A 19249-nucleotide genomic window follows, 5' to 3' on the forward strand; every position below is an offset into this window, starting at 1 on the left:
TAAAGACCAATCCACTATCCAAGTGATTGATGATTATGCAAAGAAAATGAACGGGTTAACATCAAAAGTGATTGCTGATAACGCTCAATAACCATGATGAAATCCATTAGAAATAGTATAAGTGTTTTGTGTGGCATGTTGCTCATACTCCTTCCGAAGGCGTATGGGCAAACAGCAACAACATCGCCTAATGTCATTGTGATTTTGACAGATGACCAAGGCTGGGGAGACTTTTCCTACACTGGCAATCAGTACCTTTCAACACCTCATTTTGATCAAATGGCGAGTGAAAGTGCAGTACTCAACCGTTTCTACGTGAGTCCGGTTTGTGCTCCTACTCGTGCGAGTGTTTTGACAGGTAGATACCATTTGAGAACAGGTGTTTCTTTTGTGACAAGAGGAAGAGAAAATATGAGGTCAGAGGAAGTGACCATCGCGGAAGCCTTCAAGTCAGCTGGATATACGACAGGTTGTTTTGGAAAATGGCACAATGGAGCACATTATCCTGAAAACCCACAAGGGCAAGGTTTTGATACTTTTTTAGGCTTCACTTCTGGTCACTGGAGTAATTACTTCGATACATCTTTGGAATACAATGGAGAAATGATTTCAACCAAAGGCTATATCACAGATGTATTGACGGATTCTACTTTGGCTTTTATGGATAGAAATAAAGAAAAACCGTTTTTTGCTTTCGTCCCATTGAATGCTCCTCACACACCCTACCAAGTAGGAGATGAGTACTATGATTTGTATAAAGACATTGATTTCGGTTACGGAGAAAAGCAAAACAAGAAGATAGCAACCATCTACGGGATGTGTAAAAATATTGATGATAACGTAGGAAGAATCCGTCAGTATTTAAAAGACAATGCTCTGGAAGAAAATACAATTGTCGTTTTCTTATCCGATAATGGCCCTCAAGGAGACCGCTACAATGGTCCTTGGAGGGGAGGGAAAACTTCAATTCACGAAGGTGGCTCGTTGGTGCCTTGTACATTGCAGTGGAAAGGAAAAATCAAACCAAGTCAGAAACAAGCACTAACAGCTCATATTGATTTGATGCCTACTTTATTAGGTTTGGCAGGGGTAGAAAAACCAAAAGAGGTGAAGTTTGATGGTGTGGATTTAAGTCCTTATTTATTGGAAAATAAAGCACCGGAATCGAGAAAATTATATACGCACATGACAGGTTTTGAAATCACTGCTGAAAGAGGTGCTGTAAGAGAAGGCGATTTTAGGTATACCACTGAATTTGGAAAAACAGGCTTATATAACTTAACAGAAGATCCTTCAGAAAAACACGATTTGCAATCTGAATTACCAGAAAAGGCAAAGGAAATGAAGGAGGCTTTCGAGGCGTGGTACACTGATGTAACTTCGGCAGGATTTGCTGATTTGAGAATCCCGATGGGGTATAAAGAAAGCCCAAGAGTGGTATTGGCAGTACACGAAAGCACTGGAAAAGGGGATTTAAAATTTAAAGCCAATGTCAATGGTTGGGCTCACGATTGGTTTTTAGTCAGTGGAGATGCCACGATTGAATGGCCCATCGAAATTGTAACTCCTTCTACTTTCCAACTTTCCTTAAAATATGCAGGACAGGCCGTAAAAGGAGATGTGATCGAAGTGATTTTTGGAGATCAAATCATCAAAAAGAAAATCAAAAAAGACTTCAAGCCTACAGCATTACCCACTCCTGATAGAGTAATGCGTGAGCAAGAAGCAGAAGAACAAACTTGGGGTACTTTGGATTTAGGAGCAATCACATTGCCTGCTGACAAAATCAAAACCTGCACGCTTAAAATCCATAAAAAAGGAGCGGGCGTATTGGAGGTGAAGGAAATAGTAAGTAGGAGAATGGCTTCTTTGTAGAATGATTAACATAAGTTTTTTCAAATTTGAATCTGGCGCAAGTGTTAAGCCGAAGGCGTCACTTGTGCTTGAATTTTGTGATAAGTCTGTAGACTTATAGCAAAAGAAAATGGATCTAAAAGTCAACAGACTTTTTACAAATAATAAGGTCCAAGTCACGCTTATAGCTTAAGACTTGAACCAGTTTAAGCATTTAACTGCTACTTTTTAAGATAAACAAAATAGAAAAATTACAATTCAATTTTTGATTATGGAACATAAAATGATTACTAACTTATTATTACTTCTAGTAGGGCTGATGGGCTGTTCTTCAGAAGACACCCCCTCAGATCCAGTCGTACAGAATGGCAATTTGTCATTGGCTGTAACGATCAATGAGGATGTAGAAGAAAAGACTGCATTCAGATTACAGAGCGAAGGAAACGGAGTGAAAGTGAACATTGTGGACGCGGAGGGAAAGACGGTAGTTTCTTATGCTTCCATTGAAACAGTGCCCGAAGCAATCGAACTACCTTCTGGTGTGTATAAAGCCAAAGGTGAGAGTAACTCTTCCGCTCAGTTTGGATTTGAAGACCCTCAATATGGAGGCGTTTCAGAAGATTTCTCTATACAGGCAGAGCAATTGACCAACTCTAGTTTAGAATGTAAATTACAGAATTCTAAAGTGACGGTAGACTATTCTGACTTGGTGAAAAATCAATTTGGAACGTACTCATCAGTTGTGAAGTCTTCTTTCGGTGAATTAGTTTTTGAAAAAACAGAGACAAGAGCAGGTTATTTCAGATCAAGTGGAAGCCTTTCAGTGATTGCGACAATTGGTGAGGGTGAAAGTCAATTGACATCCGAAATCACAATCAATTCCATTCAACCGACGACACATTATGCGGTGACGATCGACATCGATCAAGGAACAGGAAAATTAGTGATATCTGTAGACGAAACGATTTTAGATGGAGGAAGTAAAGATATCGTGATTACGCCGATTGAAGGAGAAGTTCGCCCAGAGTATAATACTTCTATTGGTTTCTTCACAAAAAATGGAAAACTATACGATGCGAACGGAATGGAGTTTATTCTAAGAGGAGTAAACAACGGTCATTTCTGGTTTGACAGTGGAAATAGAAATACAGCCATCAATGCTTTAACGCCAATTTCGGCATATCATTCCAATACAGTGAGAATGGTTTGGCAAACAAACTACGTACCGAGTCAATGGAACAATGTATCGGAGACGGATCAGTTGAGAAAAATGATCAATACTGCGATTGAGAAAGGCATGGTCCCGATGATTGAATTACATGATGTAACGGGTGATGAAAGCAAAGAGAACCTTTTGAAAATGGCAGAATACTATGTAAGACCTGACATTTTAGGGGTAATGAAAGAATATGAAAGTATCCTTTTGATCAATATCGCCAACGAATGGAGTGGAAAAACCACCACGTACAGAGATGCTTACAAAGAAGCCGTGACTATGATGCGTACAGCAGGTTTGAAGCACACATTAGTGATTGATGGTAGTGGCTGGGGACAAGATATGACACCAATTTTTGACTACGGTCAAGAGATCATCGATAATGATCCACAGAAAAATATTCTTTTCTCAGTACACATGTATCAGAGCTACAGAAACGAAACAACGATCACTTCCAATTTGGAAAAAGCGGTAGAGATGAAGTTGCCATTGATTGTGGGTGAATTTGGATTCCAACACGGAGGTACTGCCGAAAACCCAATTCAGATTCCGTATGAGCATATTTTATCAGAATGTGAACGCCTAAATATTGGTTGGTTAGCTTGGTCTTGGAAAGGTAATTCAGGAGGAGTGGAGTATTTGGACTTATCAACGGATTGGGAAGGTACTTCCTTGACCGATTGGGGTAAGGGCATTGTGAACGGTGCGAATGGTCTGCAAAATACATCAAAGAAAGTTTCAGTTATTAAATAATTAGTCGGATGAAAAACATTAAAAATATAGTAATGATACTTTTCGTAGGCTTATTAATAGTAAGCTGTAACGAAAAGCAAACGTTAGAAAAAGAATTAAATGAAGGGCAGTTGGTATTGCAATTCGGATCAAATGCAAGAACAAACCAAGACCTCAATGACTACGGTTTAAAAGTGGAAAATGCCTCTGGTGAAGTGGTACTTTCTTTCGAGAAAATTTCAGAAGCACCAGAAAAAATCAGCTTGGCAGTAGGCGATTATACAGTCAAAGCATTTAGTGCAGAAGAAATGCCTTATTTTACTTTTGATGCCCCTTATTATTATGGAGAAAAAACGTGTACAATAAATAGTGGAGAAGAAACGGTAGTAGATATCGTTTGTGCACTGAAGCATGTAAAATTGATGATTAACTTTGATGAGCAGATTACAAGTACTGCAAAGTCTTATTCAGCGGTGATTCAAAGCACACATGATGAAATCACGATTGATGCTTCAACAGCCAATACGGTCTATGCCGAACGCTCTGCTTTGATTATTTCAACTACTATCGAAAAACAAGACGGTACAGTCATTAAAAACAAGCAAGTAGTCTCAGGTTTAGAAACTAAATCTGAGTATACACTGAATATTTCATACTAGGATTTATAAGTATACTGAAAAGCTATCCTTTACTGAGGGGTAAGTACTAGGACAAGAAGACTTGTCCTAGTACTAACGCTTTTCTAACTAACAACACAACAACTATCGGCCTACGACACACCTTAAAAAAATTAATGGAATGAAGAACTTTATCGTTATAATACACTTGTTACTTTTTGTTCAGTTCTCCTTTTCGCAGGAAAGAAGCTTTCAACATATTTCCGATGCATCTGGTCTGACGAACAAAGTAGTGAAAGACATTTACAGAGATCAGAAGGGATTCTTATGGCTCGGTACCCAAAATGGTTTACACCGATATGATGGCTATGAGATGAAAGTCTATAGATCTTCTTCAGAAGAAAACAAATCTTTATCCACCAACGATATCAATGTTATTTTTGAAGATGACCAACAACAACTTTGGGTAGGGACTACACACAACCTACACATAATGAATGCAGATGGTGAACATTTTAGAAAATTGATCCCTAAATCTCCTTTCGGAAAGGAAGCCTTTGCTTTTGAAATATCATCAATTATTCAAGGAAAAAAAGGGACAATTTGGGTAGGAACAAAAGGAGCAGGCTTGTACCAATTCAATACTTCTGGAGAATTAATAAGTCATCATTTAGCTGACAAACAAAATCCTTACCTTTCTAACATAAATACGTTAGCCGAGGATCAGAATGGTAATCTGTGGATTGGTCATGATGGTTTAAATCTTAGTGTTTACCATCATCACAGAGGTGTTTTTAAGATGATTTCAATAGATCTGCACCAAAGTTATTTTTCAAATAATACAGCAAGTGAGATCACCAAGATTGTCCCAACAAGGACAAAAGATATATTAATTGGTACTCTTCAAAATGGTGTTTTTTCAATAGATCCTACTACTCAAAAAGTAGATTATCTTCCCAAAGTCAATAAGGGATTGAAACACCCAAGTATAAAAGATATTGTCATTGATGACTTTCAAAACATTTGGTTTGCAACTTCTGATGGTCTCCACCAACTTTCAAGTTATTCTAATCAGGTTATAAGAATTTATAGAAATAACGATCTGAATAATAAGTCCATTGCTGGTAATGCTTTACTTTCTCTACATTATGATCAACAAAATATTTTGTGGTGTAGTGTATCAGGCCAAGGGGTAGATTACATTGAGCCGAACTTCAAAAAGTTCAAAACTTACAAGAGGGAAGTGATGAACCAAAACAGCTTAAATCACACTACGGTGCAAGCTATTTTTGAAGACCGAAAAAGTAATTTATGGTTTGGAACTAGTGGAGGAGGACTCACTTTTTTAGATACTAAAAAGAATAAGTATGAACATTTTGTACCTGAAAAAGGAGATCCTACTAAACTTCAAGCATGGGCCGTTTTTGCTATTCAAGAAGACCATAAAGATAATATTTGGGTAGGTTCTTATTTGGGTGGGTTGTCGAAATTTGATCAAAAAACAAAGACTTTTAAAACCTATAAGAACAATAAGTGGGATAAAACAAGCCTTCCTCATGATGATGTAAGAGATATTTTTGAAGATAGTAGGAAGCAGTTATGGGTAGCAACTAATGGAGGTGGAGTTGCTCTTTTTGATGCGGAAAATGAAGAGTTCAAAGTCTTTACGAGAGAAGAGGGAAAAGAAGATCAAACGCTTTCTAGTAATTGGACTTTGAATATTTTTGAAGACTCAAGAGGATGGATTTGGGTAGGTACCTATGGTGGTTTATCTATTTATTATCCAAAGTCAGAACGTTGGGTAAATTTTATGAATGATACAAAGGATGTCAATTCTTTGACCCACAATTGGGTGTATGCCGTACATGAAGATAAAGCTGGAAATATATGGATTGGTACTGCGGGAGGAATGAATAAAATTGAAGCAGAAAAATTACAAATGCCTATAGCCCATTATTACGAAGGTTTGATGTCTTCTTTCAGAGAAGAACAAGGATTGAGCAGTAATAGTGTACATGGAATTTTGGAAGATGAATATGGAGTATTATGGCTGAGTTCCAATGCAGGCCTTTCAAAGTTTGATCACAAAAACAATAAAATTACACATTATACAAAAGATGACGGTTTGCAAGGGAATGAATTTATTCCAATGGCATTTTGTAAAACTAAACAAGGAAGATTGATCTTCGGTGGAAATAATGGAGCTAATGCTTTTTTTCCGAAAGAGATCATCAACAACCCTTACAAACCACAAATTTATTTGACCAACTTTTCGCTCTTCAATAGAGAAATCAAGCCGGACTCTACATCAACGGTGTTGCGTAAAAATATCAGTATCACGGATGAAATTACGCTTCATTATGATCAAAACGTGTTGACATTCAGCTTTGTGTCATTAAATATGATATCGCCGGAGAAAAACCAGTACGCTTATAAATTGGAAGGCTTTGATAAAGATTGGAATTATGTAGATGGTAAAAGAGAAGCAATTTATACAAACCTAGATCCTGGCGATTATATTTTCAGGGTAAAAGGAACAAATAATGATGGACTTTGGAATGAGGAAGGACAAGAGTTGTTGCTGATTATTCAACCGCCGTATTGGCAAACATGGTGGTTTAGGTTACTTGTTTTTACGGTGTTGTTGTTAAGTATTTTCTTGGGTTATAAATGGAAAGTACGTGCCTATAAAAGAGAACAGCAGGTACTTGAAAAAACGGTGAAAGACCGTACAAAAGAATTGGCTGAAAGGAATAATGATCTTGTAATGATCAACGAAGAGGTACAACAACAAGCCGAAGAATTGGAAATGCAAAGGGATAATTTGTCGAACACCAATAAGCTGATTTCAGAAAGAAATTTGGAGTTGAATGAGAAGAACAATAAGATTTCTACCTTATTAGGTCAGCTTCAAACCGCCAATGGTGAAATCACTCAGAAGAATCGTCATATCACAGATTCTATCCGATACGCCCAAACCATGCAAGAGGCCATTTTACCAATTACAGAACAGTTTTCGTCTTACTTCCAAAATCATTTTATCTTATTCAAACCCAAAGATATTGTATCAGGGGATTTCTATTGGGTGAGTGTAAAAGATGAAAAAAACAGACTTTTTATCGCTTCTGTAGATTGTACAGGGCATGGTGTACCAGGAGCATTTATGTCGATGATTGGGATGTCACTTTTGAATAAAATTGTCAACGAATACAATATCGAAGATCCTTCCTCAATTTTAATTCAGCTGGATGAAGGAATTCGTAAGGCCTTAAAGCAGGAGCATTCTAAAAACACAGATGGAATGGACTTGAGTATAGTAAGAATTGATCAGGATGGAGAGGAAAAAAACTTATGCTTCTCTTCAGCCAAAGGTTCAATGTACATCTATTATTCAGACCAAAAAGAGTTACAAAGAGTGGTAGGAGATAAAATTTCCATTGGAGGAATAAGACGTAAAAAAGAAAAGAAATTTACGGAACAGCACTTTCAATTGAGAAAAAATGACCGCTTCTTTTTACTCACTGACGGCTACATAGACCAATGTGATGAAGACAGAAAGAAATTCGGTTCAGTGAAGTTCGAAAAGATTCTCAATCAAACCATTCGTATGCCTTTAGAAAGACAACATCAATTGTTGTTGGATGTCTTAAGAATACATCAAGGTGAAATGGAACAACGAGATGATATTACAATTTTAGGCTTTGAAATATAATTAAAATGAAGGTTCAAGGGGCGGTCATTGTGCTGTCCCATTACAAATTAAATGATACAAATAAAACCAGAAAGTAACATGATAAATCAACTAGCTATGAAAAAAAATGAATTAATAACATTGGGTTTTAAATCTCTCACACTTCTTCTTTTATCTGCCACAGTTATTGAATCAATTTATATCATTAATGTAAAAGATAAAGAGGATTACATCTACAATATCTATTTGATTGTATTACAATTTTTGATTCTCATTTCGTTGGTCACTTATCTTTATTTCTACAAAAAAGTAAAGGAAGAAAAAGCGTCTATTCTTGAAAAGGTAGAGAAAAAGGAAGATGAACTGATTTTGAAAATAGATGAAATAATACAATCAAAACTAACGGATTCTGATTTTAACGTCGTTGAAATTGAGAAAGAAATTGGTGTCAGCAGACCGGTCCTTTTAAATCGTTTTAAAAAAGTAAAAGGCACAACTTTAGTCAATTACATCAAAAAAGAAAGACTCAAAAAAGCCGAAGTGCTATTGGTCACATCATCAGACAACATCTCTGAGATAGCCTATAAAGTGGGCTTCTCAGATCCAAAATATTTCAGTAAAGTATTCCGTCAAGATAAAGAGTTGACACCAACGGAATACCGAAGACAAAAACAGTTAGACAATTAGCATAAATTTTTAAGTTACTAAAATTTCATTTCATGTTGATAGGGGTATGTATTTTACATATCTCTATTTTTTTGGAATAAACTATAGACAAAACCTCTGGGACTAAGTGTTAAAGAGCTCATAGGTTTCATTAAATTCAATACGATTTATTATAAACTAAACTTGAATATTTAGATGAGATAACTAAATTGTCAACAGTGAATTTTTTTTCACTGTATTAAAACTTTTAGCAAAAATTGAATGAAAACAATCTTAATACTACTATTACCTCTTGTTTTGTTTTCATGCTCAGATCATTCAAATGGAAATAACATGGAAGAAATAAATTTCACAGAAAAAGAAATACTCCAGGAATTAGATTTAGCATTTCATCAAGTTAGTATGTACAATCATGGCCGAATAGGAGATATCAAATACAATTTTTTTCTTGATTTAGAGCATGGATATTGTGTATCTGCAGGTAGTAGAATTCATCTATATGCTGACTCCGCAAGATGGGCTTTAGTATTTGAAAGAAATGGGTATCATAATAGAGGCTTTTATACAAATATTGAGTTGAACTATTTTGGTAATTGTATTGATTATCCAAAAGCAGATGGTTCCAATAGCAATGACATTACAAATACAAGCGACATTATATTAATTGAGACAAGTGAATTTCAAAGGATTGAAAATAAAGAGGGAGAGGAGATGGAAAATTTTGAGTTGATTGGAAAGGATATCCAAGAGATTAAAATTCGAGACCAATTTGTTCCATTTAATAATAACCATGAAGACTATGAAAAAGTTGGAATCGAAATCCGAAAAGAAGACAACCCTGACCATCTCATAGGGTTTGGTGATCTAATTCGATACTTACATGAGACAAATTCAAGCATAATTAAAGCAACTGAAAATGATATTCTTAAACATATTCCAAATGATATACCTAAGCTAATGACAATTGAGGAATTCCATTTTGAAAGTGTTTATGAAGAGACTCCTCCAAGTCAACAAGAAACATACAAGTTACTTGCCAAGATTTTGATAACAAAAGATACTTCAAATTGGGCTCCAATAGAAGAGCCGAATAACAGTTGGAAAAATTGGGAATCGGGGAATTTATAATTGAAGATAGTGCTAATTATGGTGGTTCGTGAGCCACAAGGCATTGTGGCTCTACAGGCGATTTATTTTCAATTTAGCACTCCCTTTTGTTTGAAAATACACCCTCTGTAGAGACGCAATGCTTTGCGTCTCACGCACCACAATACGAACCACTTTCCCTAATTCCTAAAACCACTATTTTGTACTATTAATTAGAATTCAAGATTGAATATTTAAAAGAGATAATTAACTTGGAGGGAGTGAACTATCTGATAAACAAAAACAATAAGAAATGGATTTAGATAAAACAATAATTAGTTTTCTTGAGGAGAAAATTATTAATTACGAAATCACAATTTTACCTCATAGTTACCCTCAAAATAATGAAAAAGGATTTTTGACCTTTCAGGCAGGCTATAGATATAATAGTGTAACAATGGAGTCTCTCGTTGGAACAATATGGGATGAGGACTTGTATGTTATTTGTTCAAACTATTATTCAGACCCTTTTGTGTTTAACATTCAAGAAAAGGACAAAGGTTACCCAATTTATTACTGTGAACATGGAGGAGGAAAATGGAATTTCAGAAAGGTTTTTGATTCAATAGAAACTTTTAAGGAGTTTATTATGGCTTTACCAAAATATGACATCGAAGAAGAGGATGTAAATTATAATGAGTTATTAGCTTTTTTGAATAATTACCACTTGAAAAATGATTTTATAGTTGAGTGTATAGAAGAAGTTAAGGAGAGTATACGCTTTGAAAATGAAGAATTATAAAATATAACTCAACAGTAAACATGAAAAAACTAAGCTTAAATGATGGCAACCAAAATGAATTAATTTATTATTCTGATTGTAAGAAAGATATTATAGACAAACATTTGAACGATAGTAATTGGGATAATTATGACATAGATGATAATCCATACACAAGACTAATTATTTGAAAGAGTTTCAGAGTGAGAAAATATAAACAGTTGTTGAACTATAATATTGAGCTGACATTAATGATGAAAAAGACAAATATCTCATATTTAATCCTATTCATTGGTTTTATTCTATTGAGTGTGATTTATGGATGTTCTCAAAAAAAGAATAAAGTGTTACAGTCTAAAAAAACATCAACGAATGATCATTTAGCGAACATAGATATACCTTTCAAGTTGAGTACTCATTTAGTGGGTACTTGGGTTTCAATAGGTGAATATAAAAATGGTAAAAAAGTAAAGGAAGAAGGAGGGCATACACTTATATTGAAAGCGGATAGTACTTATGAATCACTTTATAAGCCAAATAATCTCAAGAGAGGCCGTTGGTTACTCATTGCTGATACAATCATTAGATTACAAATGAAAGTGTTAGACGATTATTTGATAGAAGACATATCTGATTCAACATTGAAAACCCAGTTATTATATTTAGAACCTGATAAATATGTCATAGAATATAAAAAACAATAAAAGTCTTAAAACGGTAATCATTATTTAATAGCAAACGATAATTATGACTCGAAAAATAGCACAATTCAAACATTGCAAAATGTGTCAAAATAAGTATAATAGTGGCGGAATAAAATGTGAATTGACCCAAGAGAAACCTGCTTTTAGAGATGTGTGTGAGAACTTTAGTTATACACAAGGCTTTAATAGTATTATCGATGACCTCTTTATTGAAATGAAAAAAATGAGTTTTAAAAAGAGAAGACTACACATTAAATCTTTCTTCAATTTCGTATGTGCAATATTTGTTATTGTGATCCCTTTGTATTTATTCAAGATAGGATTAGATCACGACGAATGGTTTGTTGAATTGTCTGTGACAGCAATTGCAGGGGGCTTTACATTTCTTGGATTTTCACTGAAACCACTATTGAAATTTTATAGTGACACAAAAATCTTGAAAAAGAAAAAGAATGAAATTGATTCCTTAATGAAAATGTATGGGTTGGTTTATGATGTTGAAATAGATTATAAAGAAGATATTCATGGTAATCTGACATTTGACAATTCTATCAAGGTATTTCCATCTGTATGAACTAGAGCAATAGGACATTTTGAATGAAGAAAATTGATCATATAGCGGCTCGTGGTTTTTATAGTGGTTCTGCGGACGTTGCAATGCAACATCCCTACAACGGTATCCATCATAAATAATATTCTACCAAAAAATTGAAAGTAGACTGTAGGGACGTTGCATTGCAATGTCCACCGGACCACAACACGAACTAATTTCCCCAAATTTTTAATGGTAAAATATTGAAGCGTACGAATGAGAAAAACTTAAAATTCACTTGATTCTTACCTCCATCATTACCCAACTTCAAAACCACAACTATTTATCACAAACAAACCAAAACAATAAGGTGTAATAATTTAAATATCCCCCATTTCTTAAAAAAATTACACTTTATAAGTGTCGAAAATACGGACTTTTGAGTGTTATTATTAACTAACATATTACTATGAAGTTTGAAATGAATGAGGTGCGAAGCATCTTGAAATGGTTGATTATGATCGTTTCACTTTACGGGATTGGTACGGGCAATTCTTATGCTCAAAATCCAAACGTTCCAAGAGGAATCGTATACGCTCAAGACACGGTTTTCTTGAGAAACACTAGCAACGGCAACGCCGAACCTTACTATTTTTCGGGGACCAACAACTACTACATGATGTACAAATCCATGGATATGGCAAAGGATATCTTGGATGGTATGGTGTGTTTGAACCAGAAAGTGGTGAGAATGTGGTTTTTTATGGATGGAGCCAAACTGCACGACGGCTACAACCTTCAATCGGATGCCTACACTTATAATGAGGCAGGGTATGTACATCTCGATTCCATTATGGCGGAATTGGAGAAAAGAGATTTGAAATGTATACCTGTTTTCGTTAACTATTGGTCGGATTTTGGCGGAATGCAGCAGTACGCTCAATGGACAGGCGGTTCGGCGAACAATTTTTTCACGGATCCGCAGATGAAAGACATTTACAAAGAGTATGTGAAATCTTGGGTGACGAGAACAAACACTGTAACTGGGAAAAAGTATGCTGATGATCCTACTATTTTCTCTTGGCAGTTGACCAATGAGGCGCGTTCTACGTCCGCTACTGTGGGTGCGTATGTACAGTGGGCAGATGAAATGTCGACTTATATCAAAACTCTAGATCCTTATCATATGGTCAGTATGGGGGATGAAGGGTTGTTTAATTACTCTTATGATGAAGTCAATCAGATCAATGCTGAAAGAGAAGCCAACGGGCAGGATTTGATTACCAACGACTGGCAATATTCTGGTGGTCAGGGTGATTGGGAAGGCTTGATCCAACTTCCAAATATTGACTTTGGTACAATTCACAACTATGCAACGGACAACTGGAGCAAGGACCTGGAATGGGGAAAAGTATGGACTGCGTACCACGTGGAAGTAGCCCATGGTTTAAACAAACCTTGTATTATGGAAGAGTATGACAAGGCGTATAAAGGTGATTGGGATTTGACCAAAGACCTTGAAAGAGCGGAAGTAATGAAGGCATATACGGACATCATTTATGAAACGGATATGGCGGGCGACTGTTCTTGGATGCTGGTTGGATTGAATACAGCACCATCAGAACCACCTACGGCAGGGTATACGCTAAACATTGGGAATGACTGCGAAACGAATGTTCCTGTAGATGAAATTTGGTTATACAGAGTGAAATGGCCTGGCGATGGACATCAGTATTCACGATTTGATCCGCATACTGCACCTGTGTTGACGGCACATGGTCAGCGTATGTTGGAGAAGAATATTCAAGCAGCGCCTTCTTCATTTAATAAACTGTCGCCTTCAGATGCATCAAGTGATGTCAGTGTAATTCCTGTATTCCAATGGGAGAGTGCACAGTATGCAAGTAATTATACATTGACGGTTTCTAAATCATCAGATCTAACCAATCCGGTTGTAACCGTAGCTGATATTTCATCCGTAAATTACGCTCTTCCTACGGCTAATAAACTAGAGTACAACACTACTTATTACTGGCAAGTGGAAGCGTTTAATTATATCGGAAGTAAAATCAGTAATACAGTATATTCATTTGCAACGCAATCACCACCTCCACCGCTAGGAGTATTTACACCCTCTTCTCCTGGTACGGATGAAGTAAGCGTTGAGAATACTGTTTTCTCTTGGTCAACAGCAGATAATGCCACATTGTACAAACTAATTGTTTCACCAAACAGCGATTTGTCCAATCCAATTATCAGCGAAGAAGCACTTGATCAAGCGAGCTTTACTTCACCTGTAAACCTAAATTATTTTTCCACTTATTACTGGACTGTAGAAGCCTATAATTCACTTTACTCCTCAACAATTGAAGGAGGTACGCAATCCTTCATCACACAGTTACCATCCCCAATCGTAGACAATTTTGAAAGCTACGCGAGTTCATCAGCTTTGCAAAATACTTGGATACAAAACCCAAACGGCGGGAATGTGACGATAACATTGGATCAGTCTTCTGCCTTGGAAGGAGGTCAGAGTATGATATTACAATACGATTTTAATAGTTATGCAGGGGTAAGTAAAACCATGAATGCCAACCTTGCAGGTTATGACGGCTTGAGCTTTTTAGTGGAAGGTGATAATTCAGGAAGAACATTATTATTACAATTCCAAGAAGCTTCGGGTGAATATTGGGAGGCTTCCACTACGTTAGGAGGAAGTGAAGAACTTTATTTACCTTTCTCTGCTTTTGCAAATCCATCATGGGGTGGACAAGTTAATGGAGTAGTAGAAGCGGGAGCAATTACTCAAATGTCCTTTTATTTTGGAGGGGATGCAGGAAGCGGAACCATCAAAATTGACAACTTAAAAGGAGCGATTACTTCAGGGGCAAACCGTGTTCCTGTAGCCAATGCAGGTGCAGATCAAACGGTGACAGATGATGATAAAGATGGTTTCGAGGAAGTTGTTCTTAATGGAAGCGCTTCATTTGATGCTGATGGATCTATTGCCTCTTATGTTTGGTTGGAAAACGGAAATGAAATCGCAAATCAGGTAATTGATACCGTTACTTTGGCAGAGGGAACGCACGAAATCACTTTAGTAGTGACAGACAATGATGGTGCGACAGCCTCTGATCAAATGACAGTGACGGTGAACAAAGCAGGCAACAGCTTGCCAATTGCTAACGCGGGTAACGATCAAACGGTATATGATACAAATGGCAATGGTTATGCGACAGTGACATTAGATGGTTCTAATAGTAGCGATGCAGATGGTACCATTGATTCTTATACTTGGATTGACGCTGGTGTTATTATTGGGGAAGGACCTCAAATCACAGTGGATCTTCCTTTGGGAACTACAAGAATCCAATTGCAAGTGAGAGATAATGAAGGTGCGAGCGCGAATGATGAGGTAGTCATTGAAGTCAGATCATCGTCATCATCACAAAATCAAAACCCAGTAGCGGTAAGTACTTCACCAAAAGTGACAGATACAGATAATAATGGTGTGGAAGTGGTGACGTTAGATGCCTCAGAAAGTACAGATGACGGATCAATTGTTTCTTACGTGTGGTCAATAGACGGCATTGAGTTTGACACTGGAGCCATTGTCAACAAGGAATTTCCGGTAGGGACTCACAATGTAACGTTAACTGTAACCGATGATAAAGGAGCAACAGGTAGCACTACGGTTGTTGTAGTTGTAGAAGCCTTCAACGCTAGTAGAATGGACAGAGTTCAAGTAGGAAATCAGTCTGTATTTTTATCCGGTGGTAACTTAGCATGGTATAATTTCGCCAATGATTTTGGAGAGAAAACCACCAACTTAGCCTACTACGAACAAGCGATTTCTGATTTCGCAACAAGAGGAGGTAACTCCATGAGACTTTGGGTGCATATCAATGGAGCAAACAATCCAGAATTAGATGCCAATGGTTACACATCAGGTCTTGAACCTTCAATGATTCAAGATTTAAGAGATGTATTGGACATCGCCTACGATCACAATGTAGTATTGAACCTGTGTTTATGGTCGTTTGATATGTTGAATACAAGAGATTACCCCATTGAAGTTTCACAAAGAGCGAAGAAGCTATTGGAGGAAGAAAGTAATATTGATGCCTATATCAACAATGCTCTGATTCCAATGGTCAATGGTTTGAAAGATCATGAAGCTTTATTGTCATGGGAAATTTTCAATGAGCCAGAAGGGATGAGTAATGAATTTGGATGGGACTTTACAGACCACGTTTCAATGTCAACCATCCAACGATTTATCAATAGACTTTCGGGAGCGATTCACAGAGAAGATCCAAATGCAAAAGTGACCAATGGTGCATGGTCGTTCAAAGCCAATTCTGATATTTTCTCAGGAGTGGAGAAAAACTATTATTCTGATGCCGAATTAATCGCTGCGGGTGGAGATGCATTGGGTATTTTGGATTACTATCAAGTGCATTATTACAGCTGGGCAGGTACCACTTACTCTCCGTTTGTGCACCCTGCATCCCATTGGGAACTGGACAAACCATTGGTCATTGGTGAGTTTTATGTAGAAGATCAGCCGGGTTCAGTGGCAGAGGAAGATTTATTTAAAATTCTATATAACAACGGCTATGCAGGAGCTTGGGGATGGCAGTACAGAACCTATGATGATGGTGACAATACCGATGAAATTCATAGAGATGCCATGCTGGCCGGTATTAAAACAATTGATGGTTATCTTGATATCGCAATTGATCCAAATAGAAATCACAAACCTGTTATTGTGGGTAAGATCAATAGCTTTAGAATAGATAAAAATGCCTCAACATTGGCAGGGTATTCAGACCTAAATACAGTCTTTAATGACCCAGAAGGTACGGCCTTGAATTTTACAGTAGAAACATCGCCGGCAAATGTAGTGCTTCCATCGGTCAGCAACGGAATGTTATCATTGGCTTTTGCAAACGACGCTACAGGAGAGGTGAAGGTAACAGTAACGGCTACCGATTCGGGATCGCCATCGGCATCAAGAGCATATGACTTTATTGTCAGTGTCAACGAACCTGGAACGGGCAACTTAGCACTTTATCAGCCCGTAACTGCGTCTTCTGTAGAAGAAGGAGCCAATACCGCAGAAAGTGTAAATGACGGGGATCAATTGACAAGATGGTCAAGTTTATATGAGGACCCAAGCTGGATTGCGGTAGCATTTGATCAGGAATATTCCGTCAATGAGGTGAGATTGTATTGGGAAGGTTCATACAGTTCACAATATGAAATTCAAGTATCACAAGACGGTGCATCATGGAATACCGTTTATACCAACAATGCAGGCGTAGGAGGAGAAGACATTATCACTTTCCCTGCTGTAAATGCAAGACATATCAGAATGTTCGGCCTTCAAAGAGCCTTAGAATGGGGACATTCCATCTATGAGTTCGAAGTGTATGGTGATGTTCCAAAATCAATTGCAGCAAATGCTGGCCCAGACCAATTCTTGAATGACAATGACGGAGATGGTGTAGAGATCGTAACATTAGATGGAACAGGATCAACGGACAGCGAACAAACCATTGTCGCTTACGAATGGACTGAAAACGGAGTAAGCATTGCATCAGGCGTTACAGAAAATGTAGCACTGACAGTAGGGGAACACCTGATCACTTTAACGGTCACCAACGACCAAGGCATCAGCAGTTCAGACAATGTAAAGGTGACAATCTTACCTGCAGGATGTCTATCAGACGCAACTCCTTTGGCCTCGAATTGGTCATTAGGAAACGAGTGGTCGGATCAGAACAATGGTTCAGGTTTATCCAATGCAGGCGGAGCGTTAGTATTGACACACAGAATGTGGGGTAAAACGGATATATGGTTGATGCAATCGGGTGTTCCTTTGACGGTTACCCAAGGTGAAACAGTCAGATTATCTTTTGATTTCAACTCGGCTAGTACACCTGCAGTTACGGCAATGAGTGTAGCATTGATTTCGTCTCACAATAACGAAGGACCAGTTGATATAATACAGTCAGGCATTGAAGTGACAGGTCCATTTGAAACAGGATTCAATACTTACAATCTTGACTTTACAGCATCACAAACATCAACTGAAGCCTACTTAGCCTTCTACCTGACGTTCGCTTCCCAACCCAATCAAGAGGTCACTTACGCTTTGAAGAACTTGACCGTTTGCACAGGCACAGTGAGCGAGAATACACCTCCAGTAGCGAATGCTGGCATAGACCAACAATTAACAGACAGTGATCAAGACGGATGGGAAACAGTTGTTTTAGATGGTACAGCAAGTACTGACGCAGAAGGTCCTATCGCTTCTTACCGTTGGATGCTAGAGGGAATCGAGATTGCAACAGGCAGTAACCCAACAGTAGAATTGTCAGTAGGAACTCACCTGATCACATTAATAGTAACGGATGCCGATGGCTTGACGGCCACTGATGAAGTAACAGTAGTGGTAGAAGAAGCACCATTGGAAGCAAGTATTCTTGAAGCTGAAAGTGCAACGTTGACAGCAGTTACAGTAGTCACTGATGCTACAGCAAGCGCAGGTGAATACGTTCATATGCAAGGTGAAGGAACCATCACTTGGACTTTCAATGCATTCACAGCAGGAACACAAACCATCAAGATTGCATATCTCTTACCTCATGGCAATAAAAACCAATACGTTGATGTCAATGGAACTTCACTAGGAAGCATCTTATTTGATGGACCGACAAACACATGGTTAGAAAAATCAATTGATGTTGAAGTAGTAGCAGGTAGTAATACCGTGACCATCAGCAAGCATTGGGGCTACATGTATTTTGATTATATAAGCGTTGGATCAGGCACAAATTCCAGAGCAAGCTCGTTAGAATCAGATACAGCACTTGAGAACGTATCGATCTATCCAAACCCTGCAACATCTGTAGTAACAGTGGACGCAAAAGGATTTGAATCAATGACCATCTATGACTTAAAAGGTGTGGGCCTAATCAGTTCAGACCAAAGAACAGTTCAGATAGGTTCATTAGGAACAGGTCTTTATTTGGTGAAAATCAACACGGAATATGGTGTAAGAAATATCAGATTGAGTGTGAGATAATCTCAGATTTATTTTAGTAAATACGCTGTGTGAATTTATAGCGTTTAGAAAATTGAAAGCCCAATGACATTGAATTTGTGTCATTGGGCTTTTTATTATTAACTGCTTACTCAGCCAATAGAGATGATCCAGATAAGTTCTTTACATAAAGGTATCTCGCTTTTAGAAAAGAAGAGTAAATGGTTCGTGAGTTTCCAGATTTATTTTATCATTGGATTACAGTTTTTATAGTAATTTGTATAACAAGGTCCATATGAATAGAGAAATTTATGTACGA

The 19249-nt window shown here is 37.3% G+C and carries 10 protein-coding genes; all 10 read left to right on the forward strand.

Translation table 11 applies throughout. The features are described 5' to 3' along the window. The first annotated feature begins 93 nt into the window (after positions 1 to 93). The 10 genes from AVL50_RS32205 (at position 94) to AVL50_RS32250 (ending at position 18972) form a co-directional block, all read left to right on the forward strand. Entirely contained in the window at positions 94 to 1875 is a 1782-nt protein-coding gene (locus AVL50_RS32205) for an arylsulfatase (protein WP_082795598.1), read from the forward strand. Between the two features lie 262 nt (positions 1876 to 2137). Further along, positions 2138 to 3823 (forward strand): DUF4493 domain-containing protein, encoded by a 1686-nt coding sequence (locus tag AVL50_RS32210; RefSeq protein ID WP_172826967.1) that lies wholly within the window; start codon positions 2138 to 2140, stop codon positions 3821 to 3823. An 8-nt stretch (positions 3824 to 3831) separates the two neighbouring features. After that, on the forward strand, positions 3832 to 4461 hold the full coding sequence (locus AVL50_RS32215) for a DUF4493 domain-containing protein (protein WP_062622140.1): 630 nt from the start codon (positions 3832 to 3834) through the stop codon (positions 4459 to 4461). A gap of 139 nt (positions 4462 to 4600) precedes the next feature. Further along, the gene (locus AVL50_RS32220; protein WP_062622141.1) at positions 4601 to 8131 is read left to right on the forward strand and encodes a two-component regulator propeller domain-containing protein; all 3531 of its coding nucleotides are present in this window, start codon (positions 4601 to 4603) and stop codon (positions 8129 to 8131) included. Between the two features lie 78 nt (positions 8132 to 8209). Beyond that, positions 8210 to 8797 carry an AraC family transcriptional regulator gene (locus AVL50_RS32225; RefSeq protein ID WP_172826968.1) on the forward strand — a complete coding sequence of 196 codons (588 nt, stop codon included), beginning with the start codon at positions 8210 to 8212 and terminating at the stop codon, positions 8795 to 8797. A gap of 312 nt (positions 8798 to 9109) precedes the next feature. After that, on the forward strand, positions 9110 to 9904 hold the full coding sequence (locus AVL50_RS32230; RefSeq protein WP_062622144.1) for a hypothetical protein: 795 nt from the start codon (positions 9110 to 9112) through the stop codon (positions 9902 to 9904). A gap of 271 nt (positions 9905 to 10175) precedes the next feature. Next, positions 10176 to 10664: a hypothetical protein gene (locus tag AVL50_RS32235; RefSeq protein WP_062622146.1), complete on the forward strand. Its 489-nt coding sequence runs from the start codon at positions 10176 to 10178 to the stop codon at positions 10662 to 10664. Between the two features lie 182 nt (positions 10665 to 10846). Continuing rightward, positions 10847 to 11347 carry a hypothetical protein gene (locus tag AVL50_RS32240; RefSeq protein ID WP_157491785.1) on the forward strand — a complete coding sequence of 167 codons (501 nt, stop codon included), beginning with the start codon at positions 10847 to 10849 and terminating at the stop codon, positions 11345 to 11347. A 79-nt stretch (positions 11348 to 11426) separates the two neighbouring features. Next, entirely contained in the window at positions 11427 to 11921 is a 495-nt protein-coding gene (locus AVL50_RS32245; RefSeq protein WP_062622149.1) for a hypothetical protein, read from the forward strand. A 427-nt stretch (positions 11922 to 12348) separates the two neighbouring features. Further along, positions 12349 to 18972 carry a PKD domain-containing protein gene (locus AVL50_RS32250; RefSeq protein ID WP_062622151.1) on the forward strand — a complete coding sequence of 2208 codons (6624 nt, stop codon included), beginning with the start codon at positions 12349 to 12351 and terminating at the stop codon, positions 18970 to 18972. Positions 18973 to 19249 lie beyond the last annotated feature (277 nt).

Source organism: Flammeovirga sp. SJP92, from assembly GCF_001583495.1.
Lineage (GTDB): Bacteria > Bacteroidota > Bacteroidia > Cytophagales > Flammeovirgaceae > Flammeovirga.

What these genes read in the sequence shown, in the direction of transcription:
- AVL50_RS32215 (WP_062622140.1), top strand. Translation starts at nt 3,832, where the DNA reads ATGAAAAACATTAAAAATATAGTAATGATACTTTTCGTAGGCTTATTA.
- AVL50_RS32230 (WP_062622144.1), top strand. Translation starts at nt 9,110, where the DNA reads ATGGAAGAAATAAATTTCACAGAAAAAGAAATACTCCAGGAATTAGAT.
- AVL50_RS32225 (WP_172826968.1), top strand. Translation starts at nt 8,210, where the DNA reads ATGATAAATCAACTAGCTATGAAAAAAAATGAATTAATAACATTGGGT.
- AVL50_RS32235 (WP_062622146.1), top strand. Translation starts at nt 10,176, where the DNA reads ATGGATTTAGATAAAACAATAATTAGTTTTCTTGAGGAGAAAATTATT.
- AVL50_RS32205 (WP_082795598.1), top strand. Translation starts at nt 94, where the DNA reads ATGATGAAATCCATTAGAAATAGTATAAGTGTTTTGTGTGGCATGTTG.
- AVL50_RS32210 (WP_172826967.1), top strand. Translation starts at nt 2,138, where the DNA reads ATGATTACTAACTTATTATTACTTCTAGTAGGGCTGATGGGCTGTTCT.
- AVL50_RS32245 (WP_062622149.1), top strand. Translation starts at nt 11,427, where the DNA reads ATGTGTCAAAATAAGTATAATAGTGGCGGAATAAAATGTGAATTGACC.
- AVL50_RS32220 (WP_062622141.1), top strand. Translation starts at nt 4,601, where the DNA reads ATGAAGAACTTTATCGTTATAATACACTTGTTACTTTTTGTTCAGTTC.
- AVL50_RS32250 (WP_062622151.1), top strand. Translation starts at nt 12,349, where the DNA reads ATGAAGTTTGAAATGAATGAGGTGCGAAGCATCTTGAAATGGTTGATT.